A 20053-nucleotide genomic window follows, 5' to 3' on the forward strand; every position below is an offset into this window, starting at 1 on the left:
GCGGTGTTCGGGGCAAGATTCAAATTGTGTTAATCCGATTGCCCGCTCATGACAATATCCATATAGTCCGTTCTTTTCAACACACATAAGGATTCATCATGACTTTGCGCGCCCTTTCCCTGCTTGCCGTTTCCGCCGCACTCGTTTCCGGCAGCCTGACCGCCGCGGCAGCACCGCACAAACATTCCCGCGCCATCTCCCAAGCGCAAGCCGTCAAAATCGCCAAGAAACGCGTCGGCGGCGGCCGCGTTACCGACATCGACCACAGCGACGGACGCTGGGAAATCGAAATCCGCAGAGGCTGTACCGAATACGATGTGGACGTTTCTTCACAAAGCGGCCGCGTCATCAGAGTCGACACCGACAACCACTGCGACGATTAATCGATTCTTGATAATGGATTCTTATAGGAAGCCGGACTGTATAGTGGATTAACTTTAAACCAGTACGGCGTTGCCTCGCCTTAGCTCAAAGAGAACGATTCTCTAAGGTGCTGAAGCACCAAGTGAATCGGTTCCGTACTATCTGTACTGTCTGCAGCTTCGTCGCCTTGTCCTGATTTAAATTTAATCCACTATATATCCAGCTTTTCTGTTTTCAGACGACCTCAAGTTGCCTAAGGTCGTCTGAAAACATTTAATCTGCCGTTTTGCCTGATTCGGGACTTTCAGACGACCGCCCCGTCCCGTTCCAACAATGCCCGATAGCGTTCGGCATCCTGCGGCGAATAGCAACAGAAAACGATTTTTTCGACAGACGGACACTGCGGCAAAGTTTTTTTCAAAATCGCCAAAGCGGTTTCGGCAGCCAAGTCGGCGGGGAAACGGTACACGCCTGTGCTGATACAGGGGAAGGCGATGCTGTGGATGCCGTGTTCTTGCGCCAACAGCAGGGAATTTTGATACGCCTCCGCCAGCTTGACCGCTTCGCTGCGGTGTCCGCCGAACCAAACCGGCCCGACGGTGTGAATCACAAATTTCGCCGGCAGCCGGTAGCCTTGGGTGATTTTCGCCTCGCCCGTACGGCAGCCGTTCAACTGTCTGCACGCTTCCAGCAACTCTCGTCCCGCCGCGCGGTGAATCGCGCCGTCCACACCGCCGCCGCCCAACAACGAGGCATTGGCGGCGTTCACGATGGCATCGACTTCAAGTTTCGTAATATCGCCTTCGACTACTTCAAACACTGCCATGATCTACTCCTAAACTTGGGGAATCTTGTCGTCAGTTTAATAAAAACCAAACGTTTCCCTGCCGATATTTTCAGACGACCTCTAAATCATCAGAAGAAAGGTCGTCTGAAAATTAATAACCGGCCCGCTGTTTTTTGATACAGCACCTACCGCCAACCGTCATTCCCTTGCAGGCTGGAATCCACCTTTGAACTTCAACAACGTTTTTCGAGCACCCGTTTCTTGGAATTTTCAATGGATTCCCGCCATAGCTCATCCTTGCGTAGGCGAGGAAGGCATGGCAGCTAAGAAATGGAGGGATGGGCTGGTTCTAAATTAGTTTACGAAACGGCTTCTACAAAACTGTTCCAACCTCAATCTTATGTCCTGCCGCAAACGCCGCAATCGGCATCCGTTTGCTGCCGGAAGGCTGCAATTCGGTAATCTTCAGTGCGTTCTCGCCACAGGCGACAACCAAGCCGTCAGCCGAGCAAGACAACACTTCGCCCGCCCTGCCTTGTTGTGCCACTACTTCAGCCCGCCAGATTTTCATTGGTTTGCCCTGATATTCCACCCACGCAGCGGGGACGGGGTTGAAGGCACGGATTTTGCGTTCAATCACTGCCGCGCTTTCGTTCCAATCGATACGCGCTTCTTCTTTGCTTAATTTTTGCGCATAAGTCACGCCTTTTTCTGGCTGTTTGACGCTTTTCAGACGACCTTCTGTTTTTAATTGTTGCAAATCAGCAACAATCGCCGCCGCACCGAGATTCATCAGCGCATCGTGTACTTCATTCGCCGTATCGGTCGGTTGGATGGCGTAACGGTGTTCGCTGACCACATCGCCGGTGTCCAAACCAATGTCCATCTGCATGATGCACACGCCCGTCTCGGCATCGCCCGCTTCAATCGCGCGCTGAATCGGCGCTGCGCCGCGCCAACGGGGCAGCAGCGAGGCGTGGATGTTGAGGCAGCCGTGTTTCGGCGTATCCAACACGTCTTGCGGCAGAATCAGTCCGTAGGCGGCAACGACCATCACGTCGGCTTCAACCTCTTTGAGCATTTGCAGGGCTTCGGCGTTGTTGCGCAGTTTTTCAGGCTGCGCCACGCGCAAACCCAACTCCAATGCGGCCTGCTTCACGGGAGACTGGGCAAGCTGCATCCCGCGTCCTTTAGGACGGTCGGGCTGGGTCAACACCAGCGGGATTTCAAAACCGGCGGCGGCTATGGCTTTTAAGGCGGCAGCGGCAAAATCGGGCGTACCGGCAAAGATGACTTTCATGGGGAAACTCCTTGGAAATGGGTTTCAGACGACCTATAGTGGATTAACTTTAAACCAGTACGGCGTTGCCTCGCCTTAGCTCAAAGAGAACGATTCTCTAAGGTGCTGAAGCACCAAGTGAATCGGTTCCGTACTATCTGTACTGTCTGCGGCTTCGTCGCCCTGTCCTGATTTAGTTAATCCACTATATATAGCGCAACGGCAAACATTGCGACAGGTCGTCTGAAAGTTTGAAAAACAACGGCTTGCTGCCGTTTTCCTCTTTCAGACGACCTGTTCGACCGTATCATTCGGCTTTTAGATGGTGTGTTTCTGACGTTTTTTCAGTTTGGTCTTAATCCGACCCTGTTTGAGCTGCGACAGGCGTTCGACAAAAACGATGCCCATCAAATGATCCAACTCGTGCTGCACGCAAATCGCCAACAGCCCGTCCGCCTCCAGCGTGAATTTCTCGCCTTTTTCGTTCAAAGCCTCGACCTTGACGCGTTCGGCGCGGGTAACGGTGTCGTAAATGCCCGGCACGGACAGGCAGCCTTCTTCGTAAGTGGTTTCGCCGTCTTTTTCAATAATGACGGGGTTGATAAACACGCGCGGCTCGCTGCGGTCTTCGGTCAAATCCATCACAACCACGCGCTCATGCACATCGACCTGCGTCGCCGCCAGCCCGATACCGCGCGCTTCATACATGGTTTCAAACATATCGGCAACCAGCTTTTGGATGCGCTCATCGACTTGCTCGACAGGCTTCGCCACGGTGTGCAGACGCTCGTCGGGATATTGCAGGATATTCAGTAAAGCCATAATTTTCTCTTCGTTTTTCAATACTTGGGACGCGCATTCAAACACGTCCGGCAGCAGATTGTGTGTGTTTTCATACAAATTTTGCGCCTGTCTTCACAATTCCCGTGATGACACTAACATTCAATGATAAAATATGCGTCAATGAATTTCTGTTCAATGCGCACGAAACGCCTATTGACGTTTTTTAAAGGGGGACGGCGGTTTTTTGCAAACTCCCGGCCATTTCATTTTCTCCGTTTATCATTTAAAGACAAACCGAATCAATTTCAAGGGGAACGGTTATGCAACAACGTATTATAACCCTGCTTTGTGTCGCGGGCATGGCAATTTCCGCCCACGCTCAAGCAGCTTCATTAAAAGTGCGCCCCGATGCGCCGCAACGCTACGTCGTGAAAAACGGCGACACACTCTGGGGCATCTCCAGCAAATATCTGTACAGCCCGTGGCAGTGGAACCGCCTTTGGGGCGCAAACCGCGGCGAAATCCGCAATCCGCATCTGATTTATCCGGGTCAGGTGTTGGTTTTGCGCTACGTCAACGGCCGCCCGCAACTGGGCTTCGAAAACGGCTCCGCAGGCAATGACGGCATTCCGGTCATCAAACTCAGCCCGCGCGTCCGCGAAACCTCTTCAGGCTACGGCATCCAAACCGTCAACGTGAACTTCTACCGCATGTTCATGCAACATCCGCAGTTCATCGACCAAATGAAGACCCAAGACGCACCGCGCCTGATCGACGGTCCTGACAACCGCATCATGTACAGCAAAGGCGAACGCGTGTACGCCTACGGCGTTACCGAACCCGGCCGCTATCTGGTTTACCGCGCCGTCAAAGACCTGACCGATCCCGATACCCGCAAATACCTCGGACAAGAAGTCGTCTTCAGCGGCATCGTCAGCACCCTGCCCTACACCAACAGCGCGCTGGACTCCGCTTCCGACGAAGACCGCAAATACCTGAAAGACGGCGAATACTACACCCGCCTGCATCCGCTGGCGAAAGTACCGACCCAAACCGCGCAGCCTATGATTGTGGAAGAAGCCGTTTCCGAAATCCGCAAAGGCGATTTCCTGCTGAAAATGGACGGCGAAACCGAGCCTTTCCAAATCATGCCGCACGCGCCGACGCAACACATCGACGGTAAAGTCATCTCCATCCTCGACGGCGTACACGAAGCCGGACAATTCCAAACCGTTACCCTGAACAAAGGCTCCGCCGACGGCTTGGATAAAGGCACGGTCTTGAGCATTTACAAACGCGACCGCCAAGTGAAAGTCGATTTGGAAGAAGGCAAAAAAGGCCGTAAGAACATCGTTAAATATGTTTCCATCCCTGCCGAAGAAACCGCATTGGCTATGGTATACCGCACCGGCGAACATCTCTCGTCCGCCATCATTTTGGAAAACCTGACTAGCATCAACATCGGCGACACCGTATCCGAACCCGGCCGCGACTTGGACAACATGTCTGACGACAAACCGCACGTCCGCAACGAGCCGCAAGATTCCCACGATACGGAACACAACCAATACAATATCCACAGCAATATCAATAAATATTGATGGATTGCCGGCAAAAAAACGTCGTCTGAAAATTTCAGACGACGTTTTTTCATAAAATTTTGAATAAGCAACACCGTATTGTCATTCCTACTCAGGCGTGAGTCTGATCCTGAGTTTTTCAGAAAAATATGAAGATTGCCGCAATCCCAAGCCTCCAAATACCCGCCCGCGCGGGAATGACGATGTCGGCATTTCCTGTTATCGCCCGCTCTATCTGCCCAATCCGATTTATCCTCAAGATAACTTGTTTCTTAAATTTGCCGATAAACTTCTGCCGCTCATCCCCACCAAGTCATAAGCAGACATCTTATTGCCTATCGAATCAATCATGCATCAAACAGGTCGTCTGAAACCTTTTCAGACGACCTGTTTGGCTATGGGCGCGGTGTTAACTGCCTGCGCCGACGGTGTAAACCTTACCGATGCTGTCGGAGTCTTGCAGGACGGTGGCGACGGCGGCGGCGAGTCCGTTTCGGCTCATGTAGTTTTTAGGGATGCCGTCGGGGTGGTCGGTCAGGATGTGGCGGTTGTCTTCGCTGTTGTCCAAGCCGCAGGGGCGGAGGATGCTCCAGTTCAGGCTGCTTTGTTTGAGGTAGATTTCGGCTTCGGTTTTGGCACGGACGGCTTCGCCGAGGGCTTGTTTGAAGGGTTCGCTCATCATGTCCCATTGTTCGCCGCAGCCCATGCTGGTAATCAGGATGAAACGGGCTTGCGGGTTGGCGGCCTGGGCTGCGGCGATGATGTTGATGTTGCCCAGTGCGTCGCTGCGTATGCCTTGTTCGTTTTTGCCGCCGACGAAGCTGATGACGCTGTCGGGGCGGTATTGTGCGAACACTTTGTCGAGCGCGTCGGCATCGAGCGCGTCGGCTACGGTCGTCTGAATGCGGTATTCGCTGAAGAATGAATCTTCAGACGGCTTTCTTAATACGGCGACGGTGTCGGCGGGATGGGTGAGCGTGCGGATGAATGCGCGGCCGGACGGGCCGTTGGCGCCGAAGATGAGTTGCATGGGGACTCCTTTGTGTGTCGGATGGTAAGGGGTTCAATAATTTGTCCACTTTGTTGAGGAAGAGTTGTGTGGGGTAAGAATTTTTGATTTTTCAGACGACCTTGTTGTGTTTGATGCTGCGTGGTCGTGGGCATAGCCCACGCTACTTCTTTTTGGTTTTCTTTTGCGGCAGAGCTGAGGTCGTCTGAAAACGGGTAAAGTAGGTTTCATGACAACTGCCGTAGCGTGGGTTTTGCCCTCTCCCATCCCCTCTCCCGCGGGGAGAGGGGATGGGTGGGCAGGGAAACTGTAAGTGGCATGGAAGCAAAAAATGAGGGGCAGTCGTAGCGTGGGCTTCGCCCGCGACTTTGACCCAAAGGTCGTCTGAAATCTGTATTTGGGTTTCAACAAAACTCGCTGCATTCGTTTTAACTTCGTTGATACTACTTTTTCAGACGACTTGTTGTGTTTGATGCTGCGTGGTCGTGGGCATAGCCCACGCTACTTCTTTTTGGTTCTCTTTCGCGGCAGAGGCAGAGCTGAGGTCGTCTGAAAATGGGCGAGACAGGTTTTATAACAACTGTCGTAGCGTGGGTTTTACCCGCGGAATTGACTTGCCGGTTTGGTGCTATGCCCTCTCCCACGGGGAGAGGGGATTGAGGATACTGAGATTCAACCATTTTTGGATTCTCTGCCACTTGGAGTCTCCCTGCCAATTTATCCCCTCTCCCCGTGGGAGAGGGTTAGGGAGAGGGCGGTAAGCGCGAGCTTACTTTGGAAACAAACACCAATCTTGCAGGCAGCCTGTCGAATTTCATCGGATATTTATAGTGGATTAACTTTAAACCAGTACGGCGTTGCCTCGCCTTGCCGTACTATCTGTACTGTCTGCGGCTTCGTCGCCTTGTCCTGATTTAAATTTAATCCACTATACAATGCCGAAAGATGATTTCGTTTGCGCAGGAATGCGGCAATTTCTATCGGTTTTCAGCCAAAGGTCGTCTGAAACCTCTTTAAGCTGCCTCAAACAGTTTTCTCATGGCTTCGATTTGGTGTTGTTTGAGTTCGCCTGCTTCGTCGCGGCCGACGAAGATTTTGAACATGGCGCCGCCGTTACGGTTGATGAAGTTGAGCGAGCAGGTGTCTTTGCCCATAAACGGACGCTCTAAAAGGTAGATGGCGGCGCAGTTTTCGTAATAGATATGACCGTGTACGCCGCCGTCGGTTTCGGGGTGGTCGAAGTTGTAGAAGCCGCGACCGACTTTGCCGCCGGGCAGTTTGCCGGTGACTTCGACGATGGCGTCGGGGGTGTGGGCGATGAAGGTGACGGCTTCGTCCCAGGCGGCGACGGCTTGGAGGATTTCGACGATGCGGCTGCCTTCGGTTTGGCGTATGCAGTTTTCGGGCAGGCAGCGGATGACGTCTTCAAAGCTGCATTGGTTTTGCGCGGCGAGCATTTCGAGCACTTGGCCGGGATTTTTTTCCAATGATTGGCGCAACATGATTTGTTGTTCGGATGAAAGTTTTTGCATGGTTTGATCCTTTTCTTGAGTCGGAAGGGTGAGCATGAGTTTGCGGATGAGGGTGGGCGACCAGTAGCGGCCGCTGGTGTTCAGGCGGATGAGGCCGTCTGAACCTTGTTCTTCAAAGAGTTGCATTGCCTGCCATTGGGCAATCAGTTTCTGCGCGGCGGCGTTGCCGTCAAACAGCGAGGGATTCAGACGACCTGTTTCCATATCGTGCTGCACTTGTCCGAGCAGGATTTTGTTCGGGCTGTGGCCGCTCATGAAGGCGATGTTTTTTTCGCCTGTCGGCGTGGCGAGGTAGCTGTCCAAATCGCCCTGCACCTGATAGCTGAAGCCGCCGAAGTTGCCGCCTGCGCCGGAGCCGAACGCCCAGCAGGGGATATTAGATTTAACTAGGGTATTGTAGCGGTTGCGTTCGCCGCGGCCGGGGTAGGCGAAATGGCTGTTGCTGACTTGGTTCCAGCCTTTTTGTGCCAGCGTTTCGACGGCGTAGGCGTATTGGTCTGCCTGAACGTCGAAACCCGGCGGGGCGGGAAATGCGCCTTTTTCCACCATGCGGTTGATGGGCAGCATGGGATAGAGGTTGAAGGCGTAGGTATCGAGTCCGGACAAAGGCAGGGCGGTGGCGCGTTCGAGGTCGTTTTGCCAAACGGCGTCGGTTTGGTTGGGCAGGCCGAACATCAAATCGACAACGATGACGGCGTTGATTTCACACAGTTTTTCCAGATAGGCAAAGGCTTCGTCGCCGCCGTGTTTGCGGCCGAGGCGGCGGCGGATGGCGGTGTCGAAGGTTTGCACGCCGATGGAAATGCGGTTGGCACCCGCTTCGACGCAGGCTTGGGCTTTTTCGATGTCGAAATGGCTCATGCGGCCTTCGATGGTGAACTCGCAGTCGTCGGCAATCGGCAGGTATTGGTAACAGGCGCGGATGAGTCTGGCAAGGTCTGGGGTTTGCAGCGCGGTGGGCGTGCCGCCGCCGAAATAGACCGCGCGGATTTTGCCGTTGCCTTGGCGGATTTCTGCTTCCGCCGCCATTTCTTCGATGATTTTTTCGGTGTAAACGCTGCTGTAACTCTCTTTCCACGCGTTGCGGTAGAAGCCGCAGAACACGCAGTGGTTGGCGCAGAAGGGGATATGCAGATAGGCGAGCGCGTCGGAATCGGCGGCATGGGGGAGCTGCTGCCGCCAAATATTTTGCCATTGCGGACGGGGAATCGGTATGCCGCCCCATATCGGCATCAGCGCCTGCCGTTCGGGAAAGGCTTTGGGCGCGGATTGGCGCGGTGTCCAAACAAGCTGCTGTTCCATATTTGATTAAAAATGATTATTAACCAGATTTGAAAATTAAATCACTAGCAATCGATAGTGTCAAGGGACGATAGCGAGGGGAAACAGAAAATGAAAAGTATCGGTAACTGACTATAGTGGATTAACTTTAAATCAGGACAAGGCGACGAAGCCGCAGACAGTACAGATAGTACGGCAAGGCGAGGCAACGCCGTACTGGTTTAAAGTTAATCCACTATAAATTTTGAGGTCGGCATTGTGCGGGATGGCTTGAGGTCGTCTGAAAAATCAAAGGCTTGGTTTGCTGTTTGGTTTGGGTGTCAGGCATTTAACCCATGACCTGTTTTCAGACGACCTCTTGGGTTTACCTCAAAACTTAAGCTGCACGCGGGCGGCAAAATTGCGTCCGGTTTCGGTGTATAAATCCATCACGCTTGAGCGGCTCATGCCGGCGACGTCTGCGTGTTGCCAGTATTTTTTGTTGCCGATGTTGTAAATGTTCGCGCCGATTTCGACGTTTTTAGACGGCTTGTACCACGCGCCGACATCCCATACGCCGTAGCCCGGCGCTTGGAAAACGCTGTCGCTGCTGACGCGGCTGTGTTTTTTCGACCAGCGCAGTTTGGTATCGACGCCCCATTTTTCTTGCGCGTAGTCCACGCCCAAAACGCCGTTGAGCGGGTAGGCGGAATCCAGCGGCGTGCCGTCTTGCTGCTTGCCGCGCATCCAAGCGATGCTGCCGGAGACTTGCCAGCCCGGCAGGAATTTGTAGGCGGCAGAGGCTTCGGTACCGTAGGTTTTGACCCTATCCAGATTTTGATATTGGTACTGGATAATCGGGCGGCCGCCTATGGAGGCAGTGCCGACTTCGGTACGGTCGATGAAGTTTCGGTAACGGTTGTAGAACGCGGTAACTTGCGCGCGGGCGCGTTCGTTTTTGAACTTCATGCCCAATTCAAAGCTGTTGGAGCGTTCGGATTTGAGATTCGCATTCGGGATGACGGCATAGCCGTAGGTCGTGTTGGCAAACGCCATGGTCGCGCTGTCAAACGGCGGCGTGCGGAAGCCTTGTGAATAAGTGGCAAAACCGGTGAACTGCCCACCCATCGGTACACTCAGGCGCAGGCTGGGCGTGAGCGCGGAATCGTTGAAGCGGGTTGCCGTGCCGTCGGGATTGGCGTTGAGATAGGCTTGGTCGGTTTCAGTGTTCAGTTTGTCTTTCTCGTAACGCAGGGCAGGGGTCAGGACGATGCCGTTGCCGAAAGTCAGGCTGTCTTGCGCGTACAGACTGACGGTTTTGCGTTTGCTGTCTGGGAAAGTTTTGTTCGGATAGGTGCTACCCGCATAGGTTTTGCTGACGGCGCCAGTTAAGTTATCCACCGTCAGGCTGTCACGCGGACGGGCGGTTTCGGTGTGTTTGTATTCGGCTCCGGCAACGACGGTTTGTTTGACCGCGCCGTCAAATGCCCACACGCCGCGTCCGGTCAGACCGCGTATCACCTGCTCGAAACCGTAATCCGAATAGCGGGTCGAATTGCCCAGTTGGCGCGCGCCCATGCGGGTAATGCTGACATCGACGGCATCGTCTTCCGTGCGCAGTTTTTGCTGATAGGCGGTCAGGTTCGCTTCTTTCAGACGACCCTCGCCAGAGTAGCGGTAGCCCGCTTCAATGCGTTGGCGGCGGATGCGGTCGCGGGCGTTGCTTTCCGAAGTCGCCACCGTTACCGGTCCGCGCGATTGCGAACCCAAGCCGTTTGCCAACACGGTGTCGTTGGCGTGGTAATACTGTTCGTACAAGGTTTCAAAACGGTGGCGTTCGTTGCCGATACTGCCTTTCGCCAAAATATTGTAGGCATTGTTTTTCTGCGGATTGGTGGCGGTGCGCGAAGTAGAGTAGCTTTTGTCGCCGCCCATGTTTTCCGTTTCGTGCCCTTGGCGGCGCGTCAGCATCAGCAGGCCTTCGGCGTTTTCATGGAAACCGGCGGCTGTTGCTGTTACACCGTGGCTGCGGTCGCGGCTGCGGTAGCCGTGTTTCAAACCGAAATGCCCGCGTTTGTCCGCATCGACAAAATCACGCGGCGAGAGCGTGACCATGTTCACCACGCCGCCGAGCGCATCGCTGCCGTAGAGCGCGGAATAAGGGCCTTTGACAATATCGACCTGCTTGAGTGTGTCGCTTTCAACCATATCGCGTCCCGAGATCGCGCCGTTGGAGCCGCCGCCCGCGTAGGACTCGGGAATGCGTACGCCGTCCACCATCATCAGGATGCGGTTGCCGTCTATGCCGCGGATATTGATGCCCGCATGACCGCGGCGATTGTTGTCAGACGGCACACTGACGCCGGGTTCGTACAAAACCATGTCGTCCAAATTCTGCGCTGACGCTTGGTTTAGGGTCTTGCGCCCGATAACCGACACATTCGGCGCGGCTTTGTCCAACGTTTGCGCGTTGCGGTCGGCGGTAACCAAAACGGGCGCCAGCTCTACTTGCTGGGCAGGCTGAACATCCGCTGCATACAAATAATGTTGGGAAAACAATGCGCTTAAAGTACAAACGACGGCTTTTTGTTTCATGAAGCGTACCTGTAAATCAAATAATAATCGTTTCTATTTATATTGTAATTTTGAGGAATGCGCAAGTTTTATGGCAGATCTAAGTGCATACGACAGTCAATATCCAAGACCTTTACCACACAAACAAAAGGTCGTCTGAAAACCCGTATTTCAGGTTTTCAGACGACCTTTTTACTGCTGAAACAGCTAACCGCTCAATTAGTCATGACCGATATCGACGGTTTTCTCTTTGTAGCGCGTATCGGGGACGAGGACGATTTTTTCGTCCACTTTGCCGATGGCTTTCACGTCTTTGCCCGGGTAGTCCAACTGATGCAGGAAGTAGCGGATACAGTTGAGGCGGGCGCGTTTTTTGTCGTCGGAGCGGATGATGACCCAAGGCGCGTCGCCGGTGTGGGTGTGGAAGAACATGGCGTTTTTGGCTTCGGTGTAGTCGTCCCAACGGTCGAGCGACTGGATGTCCACAGGGGAGAGTTTCCAGTGTTTCAGCGGGTCGTCGCGGCGGGAGATGAAGCGGCGCAGTTGTTCTTCGCGGGATACGGAGAACCAGAATTTGAAGAGGTGGATGCCGCTGGCGACGAGCATACGTTCCAATTCAGGGGTTTGACGCATGAAGAGCAGGTATTCGTTGGGTTCGCAGAAGCCCATCACGCGCTCTACGCCGGCGCGGTTGTACCATGAACGGTCGAAGAATACCATTTCGCCTGCGGTCGGCAGGTTTTGGATGTAGCGTTGGAAATACCATTGACCGCGTTCGGTGGTGGTCGGTTTTTCCAGTGCGACAACGCGCGCGCCGCGCGGGTTCAAATGTTCCATAAAGCGTTTGATGGTACCGCCCTTGCCTGCGGCGTCGCGGCCTTCAAACAGGCTGACGATGCGTTGGCCGGAGTCTTTGACCCAGCTTTGCACTTTCAGCAATTCGATTTGCAGCTTTTGTTTTTCTTTTTCGTATGCGGCGCGGCGCATACGTTGCTTGTAGGGGTAATTGGCGGGGAGCGGCGCGCTGCTGGAGTCTTCGTCCGTACCGCGTCCTTCGTGTTCCAAAACAGCTCTTTCAAAAACTTGTAACTGGTCTTGTTTTTCGCCCAATTCAACGTTTTCGAAGGGTTCTAACTGATGATCTGCCATAGGGTCTCCTTATTGCTTAAGTTTGAAATGATATGGTGTGGTATGGTTTGATTCTACTCCTTTGCCCCTCAGCGGACTACATAAAATTACACTGCGCCATTTTTTTCGGCGCGGTCTGCTAATTTGTGTAAAAACGGCGTATAATCAGACTATTTGCACCACAGCCATGCCCTATTTCGCCCTGTTTGACGATGCCGTGAGCGGCCGCGCAAAACTCTATCAAAATCATGTGGAAAGCCGCCTTTTCCATCATAACGAACTGGATTCGCTGGACGATACGCTGCAAAAGGGCTGGCAAAAAGGGCTGCATGCTGTGTTGTTTGCAGACTACGAATTCGGTTTGCCGCTGATGGAGATGGCGTCCGAACGCGTTGGCAACCTTGTCCTGCACTGGTTTGCCGACTGCGCCGACATCGATGCCGAAAGCTGGCTTGCCCGACATTCAGACGACCTCCCCGCCGGCATCTCCACGCCGCAATCCTCCGTATCCGAAGCCGATTATCTCGAGCATATCCGCCAAATCCACGAAGCCATCCGGCGCGGCGACACCTATCAAATCAACTACACCACCCGCCTGCACCTGCAAGCCTACGGCAACCCCGTCAGCCTCTACCGCCGCCTGCGCCAACCCGTCCCCTATGCCGTCTTGTCCCACCTGCCCGATGCGGCAGGGAAATCCGCGTGGACGCTGTGTTTCTCGCCCGAACTCTTCCTCAAAATCGGTGCGGACGGCACCATCAGCACCGAACCGATGAAAGGCACCGCGCCGATTTTGGGCGACGGGCAAGACGAACACCGCGCCGCCGAGTTGCAAGCCGACCCGAAAAACCGCGCCGAAAACGTGATGATTGTCGATTTGCTGCGCAACGACCTCGGCAAAATCGCCCAAACCGGCAAAGTGAGCGTACCCGAGCCGTTTAAAGTATCGCGTTTCGGCAGCGTCTGGCAGATGACCAGTACCATCCAAGCCCAAGCCCTGCCGCACATTACCGCCGCCGACATCCTCCGCGCCGCCTTCCCCTGCGGCAGCATCACTGGCGCGCCCAAACGCATGAGCATGCAGATTATCGAATCGCTCGAAGCTGAACCGCGCGGCCTCTACACCGGCAGCATCGGCTACCTGAAACCATGTGAAAGTGGACTGGGATTTGAAGGCATATTCAACGTCGTTATCCGCACCTTATCGCTCAAACCCATTTCAGACCCGATTTCAGACGACCTTCCATTTTCAGACGACCTAGATAGTGGATTAACAAATCAGGACAAGGCGACGAAGCCGCAGACAGTACAGATAGTCCGGCAAGGCGAGGCAACGCCGTGCTGGTTTAAAGTTAATCCACTCTATCACGGAGTGTACGGCGTTGGTTCCGGCATCGTCATCGACAGCGACCCCGCCGCCGAATATCGGGAATGCGGCTGGAAAGCCCGTTTCCTCAACGAATTGCGCCCCGCTTTCGGCATCTTCGAAACCATGCGCGTGGAAAACAGGCAATGCCGCCTGCTCGACCTGCATTTAGGTCGTCTGAAAACCTCCGCCCAAGCCCTCAACCTACCCCTGCCCGACGACTGCGAAACCCAAATCCGACAATACATCGCCAAACTGCCCGACGGCCTCTTCCGCCTGAAAGCCGAGCTCGTTTCAGACGACCTCATCCTCAGCCATGCCGCCACCGCCGAGCTGCCCGCCCCGCAGCGCGTCATCCTCGCACCCCAATCCCTCCCGCGCCGCGACTACCTGCGCCGCTTCAAAACCACCCGCCGCACCCTGTACGACCAAGCGTGGCAAACCGCTGAAACACAAGGTGCATTCGACAGCCTGTTTTTCAATTCAGACGACCTCCTACTCGAAGGCGGCAGAAGCAACGTGTTCGTCAAATACCAAGGGCAATGGCTTACCCCGTCTCCGGATTTGGACATCCTCAACGGCGTCATGCGCCAAGCCGTGTTGCAGCAGCCGCAAACCTACTTGGGCGCAGACGCAGTCATCGAAACGCACATTACCCGTGACATGCTGGAACACGCCGAAGAAATCCGCCTCTCCAACGCCTTAAGGGGCGTGTTTGAGGCGGAGTGGGTGAAAAGTTGATTGGTTGAACAACGGACAAAGTGAATAAGCAAAAAAGGTCGTCTGAAAACGAGCGTGAACGAGTTTCTCGAAAATTTGGTTTCACGTTTTCAGACGACCTTGTTTTTACCTGCAATCCGCCCCCTCTTCCGTCTGGCGGGAGAGGGTGGCTCTGCGGGTTGAACGAATTTGATTTTATAGTAGATTAAATTTAAACCAGTACGGCGTTGCCTCGCCTTGCCGTACTATTTGTACTGTCTGCGGCTTCGTCGCCTTGTCCTGATTTAAATTTAATCCACTATACCTAAAACCGTAAAGCCACCCCATCCTAACCTTCCCCTGCCAGACGGGGGAAGGGACAAAGCTACCTTGTGGCAACGAGTAGCGTGGGTTCTACCCACGATATAAATGCAAGAATAACCGCTAAATTCAAATTGTGGACAACAGGCTCTCGGACGAGACCCACGCTACTCATTAACTTCCAAGCCCCCATTAATCTCATAAAAAGGTCGTCTGAAAACCGGAATTTCAGTTTTCAGACGACCTTTCTGCTTATTAACTCATTGATGTTAAATAAAAACAAATTCCCGCTTGTAGGTTAAAATCAGGCTATGCTAATATGCACAACAACAGGTTTTTCCAGAATAATCTGTGTTAGAATGCAGACTTAGATGGAAAACTCTATCCGAACTCGGTACAATACCGACGAATTTATTTCTCTTAAACAACCCGCCGCAAGGCAAAAGGAACGACTGATATGTCAAACATCGAACAACAAGTTAAGAAAATTGTTGCTGAACAACTGGGCGTAAACGAAGCCGAAGTCAAAAATGAATCTTCCTTCCAAGACGACCTGGGCGCAGATTCTTTGGACACCGTAGAATTGGTTATGGCTTTGGAAGAAGCTTTCGGTTGCGAAATCCCCGATGAAGAAGCCGAAAAAATCACTACCGTACAACTGGCTATCGACTACATCAACGCCCACAACGGCTAATCGGCCGCACCAAACACCCCAGCCTCTGCTGCGTTAGCGCAATAGAGGCTGTTACCTTATATATGTGGGGCAAAATCCGTTATAATAGCCGCCCGGAATCCGATTCCGAACCGCTATTATCATTTTCAGACGGCATCTTGCCGCATCCCACCGAAAACCAACAGCGAGATTATCATGAGTCAGAGAAGAGTAGTCATCACAGGCCTCGGCCAAGTATCACCGGTCGGCAACGACGTCGCCACCGCATGGAGCAACCTGCTCGCAGGCAAAAGCGGCATCGGCCGGATTACCCGCTTTGACGCATCCGACATCAACAGCCAAATCGCCGGCGAAGTGCGCGACTTCGACATCGGCCAATACATCAGCGCGAAAGAAGCCCGCCGCATGGACGTGTTCATCCACTACGGCATCGCCGCAGCGCTGCAAGCCATCAGCGATGCCGGTTTGGACGAATTGGAAAGCCTCGATAAAGACCGCGTCGGCGTGAACATCGGTTCCGGCATCGGCGGCCTGCCCAGCATTGAAGCCACCGGTAAAGCCGTTATCGAAGGCGGCGCGCGCAAAATCAATCCTTTCTTTATCCCCGGTTCACTGATTAACCTGATTGCGGGCCACGTTACCATCCTCAAAGGTTACCGCGGCCCCAGTTACGGCATGGTTTCCGCCTGTACCACCGGCGCGCACTCCATCGGCGACTCCGCCCGACTGATCAAATACGGCGACGCGGACGTGATGATTGCAGGCGGTGCCGAAGGCGCGATCAGCACTTTGGGCGTGGGCGGCTTCGCAGCCATGAAAGCCCTTTCCACCCGCAACGACGATCCCACCACCGCTTCCCGCCCGTGGGACAAAGGTCGCGACGGCTTCGTTATCGGCGAAGGCGCGGGCGTGCTGGTGTTGGAAGAATTGGAACACGCCAAAAAACGCGGCGCGAAAATTTACGCCGAAATCGTCGGCTTCGGCATGAGTTCCGATGCCTACCACATTACCGCGCCGAACGAAGAAGGTCCTGCGTTGGCGGTTACCCGTGCGTTGAAAGATGCCGGATTGAATCCCGAAGACGTCGATTACGTCAACGCACACGGTACGTCCACTCCGTTGGGCGATGCCAACGAAACCAAAGCGCTCAAGCGCGCACTGGGCGACCACGCCCGCAAAGTCATCGTCAACTCCACCAAATCCATGACCGGCCACTTACTCGGCGCGGCAGGCGGCGTGGAAGCGCTGTACAGCGTGTTGGCGGTACACGAGCAAAAATCCCCGCCGACCATCAACATCTTCGAACAAGATATCGAAGCAGGCTGCGATTTGGACTACTGCGCCAACGAAGCGCGCGACGCGAAAATCGACGTTGCCATCTCCAATTCCTTCGGCTTCGGCGGTACCAACGGTACGCTGGTGTTCAAACGTTTCAAAGACTGATGGAAGCGGTTTGAAACAAGACAAAAGGTCGTCTGAAAACCTGAAACAAGGGTTTTCAGACGACCTTTTTATCCGGTTCCTGTGTTGCGGCAGGCACGACCGTATCCGCTTGCGGCAAACGGTGCAGTTTATACCAATCATACAGCCGCTTCAGACACAATAAGGCAATCAGCGGCATACAAAATGCGCTGGCCAAATAGCGCGGGTTGCCGAAATTGAACACGGGATACCCCATAGCAGCGGAAATCAGCGCATTGCCCCATTCCCACAGCGACGGCACGCTGAATGCCAATACCGCCAGCAGCCCCAACGTGCGGAAAATGCCGATGGGCAGGATACGGCGTTTTAAAACCGTACCGTTAAGTTGGAGCAGGATCAGCAGTCCGAAGCCGATAATAACCATCATGCCGCCGTTGGCAATAATTTGCAGGCTGTTGAATGCAATATCGGGGGTAACGGCAAGTCCGCCGTCAGAAGGCGTGCTTTGCTGCAAATTAAGCCCTTGCGAGATATTGAGGACAAAGCCGTAAACCATATCGGCTAAGACGATGAAAATAGGCAACGAGGTGATCAGTTTTTTCATGGCAGTTGTGTGATGGGAAGTGGGGGCGGCATTTTTACCGAAAGCGGCTTATGGTAAAGCAGCGGGCAGCGGGAGGCAATAGCGTCGCCGTCCCTCTTCCGATTATGCCGTTCGTTATTCGGGCGTGTTAAACCATATGGTTTACGTTACAATCATATCGTCTTAAGACAATACCGCACAGCGCTTTCAGACGACCTTATTCTGCCACCGACAGGAATCTTTATGCACGCATCCGTCCTCAGCCGTTTTGCACCGGCTTTATACATTTTGATGTTTTTTGCCGGTTTTCTAACCGCCTGCGTCTGGTTTAACCCCCAAGACTATCTCGCCGACCTTGCCCCTGTCATCACGGCATTTGCCGCTATCGCGCTGGTTTGGCTTGCGTGGGCTTTCGTCTCGGTCAGAATCAAGGCAAAAAGCGAAATGCAGCATCGGGAAAAACTGATACAGCGTGAAAGCGTCCACCCCGTCCTGCATGCCGCCATCCGCCCGGTAGAAGACAAACCCGGCATGATTGCCTTCGTTATCCGCAATCACGGTAAAGGTATGGCGAAAAACATCCGTCTGAAAGCCACCGCTATTTCTGACCACCCTTCCGCTTCGGCTGTCGCCGCCGCGCTGGCACGGCTGCCGGTATTTGCCGAAGGAGCGGACATGCTGGCGGCAGACGAAATTTACGCAGGTATTTTCGCCGACATCCATACCCTTGCCAAAGCAGGAGAATTCGGCGGAATCGTCCGCGTGGACGCCGACTGTGAAAACGTTCTCGGCGATGCCTGTACCTCGCAGACGGATTTGGACATCAGCCTGCTGAAACAGGTCGGTACAATCGAAATACCCCGCAAAAAACTGCTGTATTGAGCATCTGTATTGAGCATCAAGCAATATAACCCGCTCCGGCAAGCCATCCGCTCCGCATTCCGCATGACGACACGGCATATTGCGAAAAGGTCGTCTGAAAACCTGTTTCCAAGTTTTCAGACGACCTCTTGCTTTATCTGCCGTTTGCGTGTCGATTATTTAACGCGCAACACTTCCAGCGTATTGGTCGAACCGGATTCGCGCATTTTCGAGCCGCTGGTGATGATGTATTGGTCGCCGGAACACAGGATTTGGTGTTCGACCAGCATGGCTTCCACTTCGTTCAGCGCAGTATCGTGGTCGGTACTGGTCGCCAAAATCATCGGACGCACGCCGCGATACATTGCCATGCGGCGTTGGGCGGAAATGCTCGGGGTCAGGGCGAAAATCGGCAGAGTGATGTTGTGGCGGCTGATTTCGAAAGCGGTTGAGCCGCTTTCGGTCAGGGCGACAATCGCTTTGGCGTGAACCGCACGCGCCACGCCGACCGCACCGCCGGCAATCGCCAAGTTGGTGCTGACGGCTTCGGGATACTCAACCTGTTCGGCAACGCCGTTGAGCGAGTCCTGTTCTTTTTCGGCTGCCGCGCAAATAATCGCCATTTGGCTGACGGTTTCAAAAGGATACGCGCCGACGGCGGTTTCGGCGGAACACATCACCGCATCGGTGCCGTCCAATACCGCGTTTGCCACGTCGCTGACTTCCGCGCGGGTCGGTACGGGGTTGGTAATCATGGATTCCATCATTTGGGTTGCGGTAATGCTGAAGCGGCGCAACTCGCGTGCGCGGCGAATCATGCGTTTTTGCAGGGCGGGGACGGCTGCGTGTCCGACTTCGACCGCCAAGTCGCCGCGCGCGACCATGATGCCGTCGCTGGCGAGGATGATTTCGTCCAAGTTTTCAATCGCTTCCACACGTTCGATTTTAGACACCAAACCGGGGCGAACGGCAGTGCTGCCTTTCATTTCTTCTTCGACTTTGGCGCGGGCGATGTGCAAATCTTCGGCGGATTTCACAAAGCTGATGGCGAGGTAGTCGCAACCGATGGCAATCGCGGTTTTCAGGTCGCGGAAGTCTTTCTCGGTCAACGCACCTGCGGACAAACCGCCACCGCGCTTATTGATGCCTTTGTTGCTTTTCAACACATGGCTGTTTTCAACTTTAGTAACAATCTTACTGCCGTCAACAGATTCCACGGTCAAGGTCAGCAGACCGTCGTCCAACCACAAAACATCGCCTGCGACGACATCATCAGGCAGGTCGCGGTAGCCCAAACCGACCGCGTCGCGCGTGCCTTCGCCTTCGAGTGCGGCATCGAGTACCAGCGTTTCGCCTTTGTTCAATTCGATGCTACCGCCGGCGATTTTGCCGACACGGATTTTCGGACCTTGCAAGTCGGCAAGGATGGCGATTTCCTGTCCGGCACGTTTTGCCGCTTCACGCACGATGCGGGCGTTTTCCTGATGGAATTCAGGTGTGCCGTGGCTGAAATTGAAACGGACGACATTCAGACCGCCTACACGGATCATGTCTTCCAACAACTGAACATTGTTGCTGCCCGGCCCCAACGTAGCGACGATTTTGGTGTTGTGGCTGATGCGGGTTACATCGCGTTTTGCATTACTCATGTGAAGCGTCCTTTCGGTCAATCCGTTGATAAATGGCATACGGCTTGTTGGAAAGCTACAAAATTTCATCCAAACGTCGTCTGAAATTTGTAGGGTAAAATCCTGCGTTAAGACAGTTAAGCCGTAAATCATGATACAAATTAATATTTTGGCATTCTACTCCCAAAGCCAAGTAACTGGTGGA

General features: G+C 53.9%; 15 protein-coding genes. 6 read left to right on the plus strand and 9 right to left on the minus strand.

Annotated features, from left to right (window positions below; all coding sequences use genetic code 11):
• Window positions 1-98 precede the first annotated feature (98 nt).
• The gene (locus tag DBY90_RS07980; protein WP_009312691.1) at window positions 99-383 is read left to right on the plus strand and encodes a PepSY domain-containing protein; all 285 of its coding nucleotides are present in this window, start codon (window positions 99-101) and stop codon (window positions 381-383) included.
• Window positions 384-667: 284 nt separating this feature from the next.
• Here DBY90_RS07980 and DBY90_RS07990 read toward each other — a convergent pair whose 3' ends face one another.
• From DBY90_RS07990 to def, 3 genes are all read right to left on the minus strand, one after another.
• Window positions 668-1189, minus strand: a complete 522-nt coding sequence (locus DBY90_RS07990; RefSeq protein WP_070490844.1) for an O-acetyl-ADP-ribose deacetylase — start codon at window positions 1187-1189, stop codon at window positions 668-670.
• A gap of 334 nt (window positions 1190-1523) precedes the next feature.
• Complete coding sequence (fmt, locus tag DBY90_RS07995; protein WP_070490843.1) at window positions 1524-2450, minus strand: methionyl-tRNA formyltransferase; 927 nt, start codon at window positions 2448-2450, stop codon at window positions 1524-1526.
• Between the two features lie 297 nt (window positions 2451-2747).
• Window positions 2748-3251: a peptide deformylase gene (def, locus tag DBY90_RS08005; protein WP_036491081.1), complete on the minus strand. Its 504-nt coding sequence runs from the start codon at window positions 3249-3251 to the stop codon at window positions 2748-2750.
• A 281-nt stretch (window positions 3252-3532) separates the two neighbouring features.
• On the opposite strand from def, the gene DBY90_RS08010 reads away from it, so the two are divergent.
• Window positions 3533-4813: a LysM peptidoglycan-binding domain-containing protein gene (locus tag DBY90_RS08010; RefSeq protein WP_107986952.1), complete on the plus strand. Its 1281-nt coding sequence runs from the start codon at window positions 3533-3535 to the stop codon at window positions 4811-4813.
• A 388-nt stretch (window positions 4814-5201) separates the two neighbouring features.
• Here DBY90_RS08010 and DBY90_RS08015 read toward each other — a convergent pair whose 3' ends face one another.
• The 4 genes from DBY90_RS08015 to ppk2 all read right to left on the minus strand — a co-directional run bounded on the left by DBY90_RS08015 (window position 5202) and on the right by ppk2 (window position 12316).
• Window positions 5202-5822: an NAD(P)H-binding protein gene (locus DBY90_RS08015; RefSeq protein WP_107986954.1), complete on the minus strand. Its 621-nt coding sequence runs from the start codon at window positions 5820-5822 to the stop codon at window positions 5202-5204.
• Window positions 5823-6814: 992 nt separating this feature from the next.
• Complete coding sequence (gene hutW / locus DBY90_RS08020; protein WP_107986956.1) at window positions 6815-8635, minus strand: heme anaerobic degradation radical SAM methyltransferase ChuW/HutW; 1821 nt, start codon at window positions 8633-8635, stop codon at window positions 6815-6817.
• A 348-nt stretch (window positions 8636-8983) separates the two neighbouring features.
• Window positions 8984-11188 (minus strand): TonB-dependent hemoglobin/transferrin/lactoferrin family receptor, encoded by a 2205-nt coding sequence (locus DBY90_RS08030; RefSeq protein ID WP_107986958.1) that lies wholly within the window; start codon window positions 11186-11188, stop codon window positions 8984-8986.
• Window positions 11189-11386: 198 nt separating this feature from the next.
• Complete coding sequence (gene ppk2, locus DBY90_RS08035; protein WP_070655283.1) at window positions 11387-12316, minus strand: polyphosphate kinase 2; 930 nt, start codon at window positions 12314-12316, stop codon at window positions 11387-11389.
• A 166-nt stretch (window positions 12317-12482) separates the two neighbouring features.
• Here ppk2 and DBY90_RS08040 point away from each other — a divergent pair, with 166 nt between their 5' ends.
• From DBY90_RS08040 to fabF, 3 genes are all read left to right on the plus strand, one after another.
• Entirely contained in the window at window positions 12483-14402 is a 1920-nt protein-coding gene (locus tag DBY90_RS08040) for a bifunctional chorismate-binding protein/class IV aminotransferase (RefSeq protein ID WP_107986960.1), read from the plus strand.
• 736 nt (window positions 14403-15138) lie between these two features.
• Entirely contained in the window at window positions 15139-15375 is a 237-nt protein-coding gene (acpP, locus tag DBY90_RS08050) for an acyl carrier protein (RefSeq protein ID WP_003742600.1), read from the plus strand.
• Between the two features lie 174 nt (window positions 15376-15549).
• Window positions 15550-16797 carry a beta-ketoacyl-ACP synthase II gene (gene fabF, locus DBY90_RS08055; protein WP_070492462.1) on the plus strand — a complete coding sequence of 416 codons (1248 nt, stop codon included), beginning with the start codon at window positions 15550-15552 and terminating at the stop codon, window positions 16795-16797.
• 55 nt (window positions 16798-16852) lie between these two features.
• On the opposite strand, the gene DBY90_RS08060 is transcribed toward fabF, so the two are convergent.
• Complete coding sequence (locus DBY90_RS08060) at window positions 16853-17380, minus strand: membrane protein (protein ID WP_019271367.1); 528 nt, start codon at window positions 17378-17380, stop codon at window positions 16853-16855.
• A gap of 222 nt (window positions 17381-17602) precedes the next feature.
• On the opposite strand from DBY90_RS08060, the gene DBY90_RS08065 reads away from it, so the two are divergent.
• Window positions 17603-18241 carry a hypothetical protein gene (locus DBY90_RS08065; RefSeq protein ID WP_070492461.1) on the plus strand — a complete coding sequence of 213 codons (639 nt, stop codon included), beginning with the start codon at window positions 17603-17605 and terminating at the stop codon, window positions 18239-18241.
• 155 nt (window positions 18242-18396) lie between these two features.
• Here the strand turns inward: DBY90_RS08065 and pyk are convergent, their stop codons facing one another.
• Window positions 18397-19869 (minus strand): pyruvate kinase, encoded by a 1473-nt coding sequence (gene pyk, locus DBY90_RS08070; RefSeq protein ID WP_070492460.1) that lies wholly within the window; start codon window positions 19867-19869, stop codon window positions 18397-18399.
• Window positions 19870-20053 lie beyond the last annotated feature (184 nt).

This window comes from Neisseria mucosa (genome assembly GCF_003044445.1).
In the GTDB taxonomy this organism is placed as follows: Bacteria; Pseudomonadota; Gammaproteobacteria; order Burkholderiales; family Neisseriaceae; genus Neisseria; species Neisseria mucosa_A.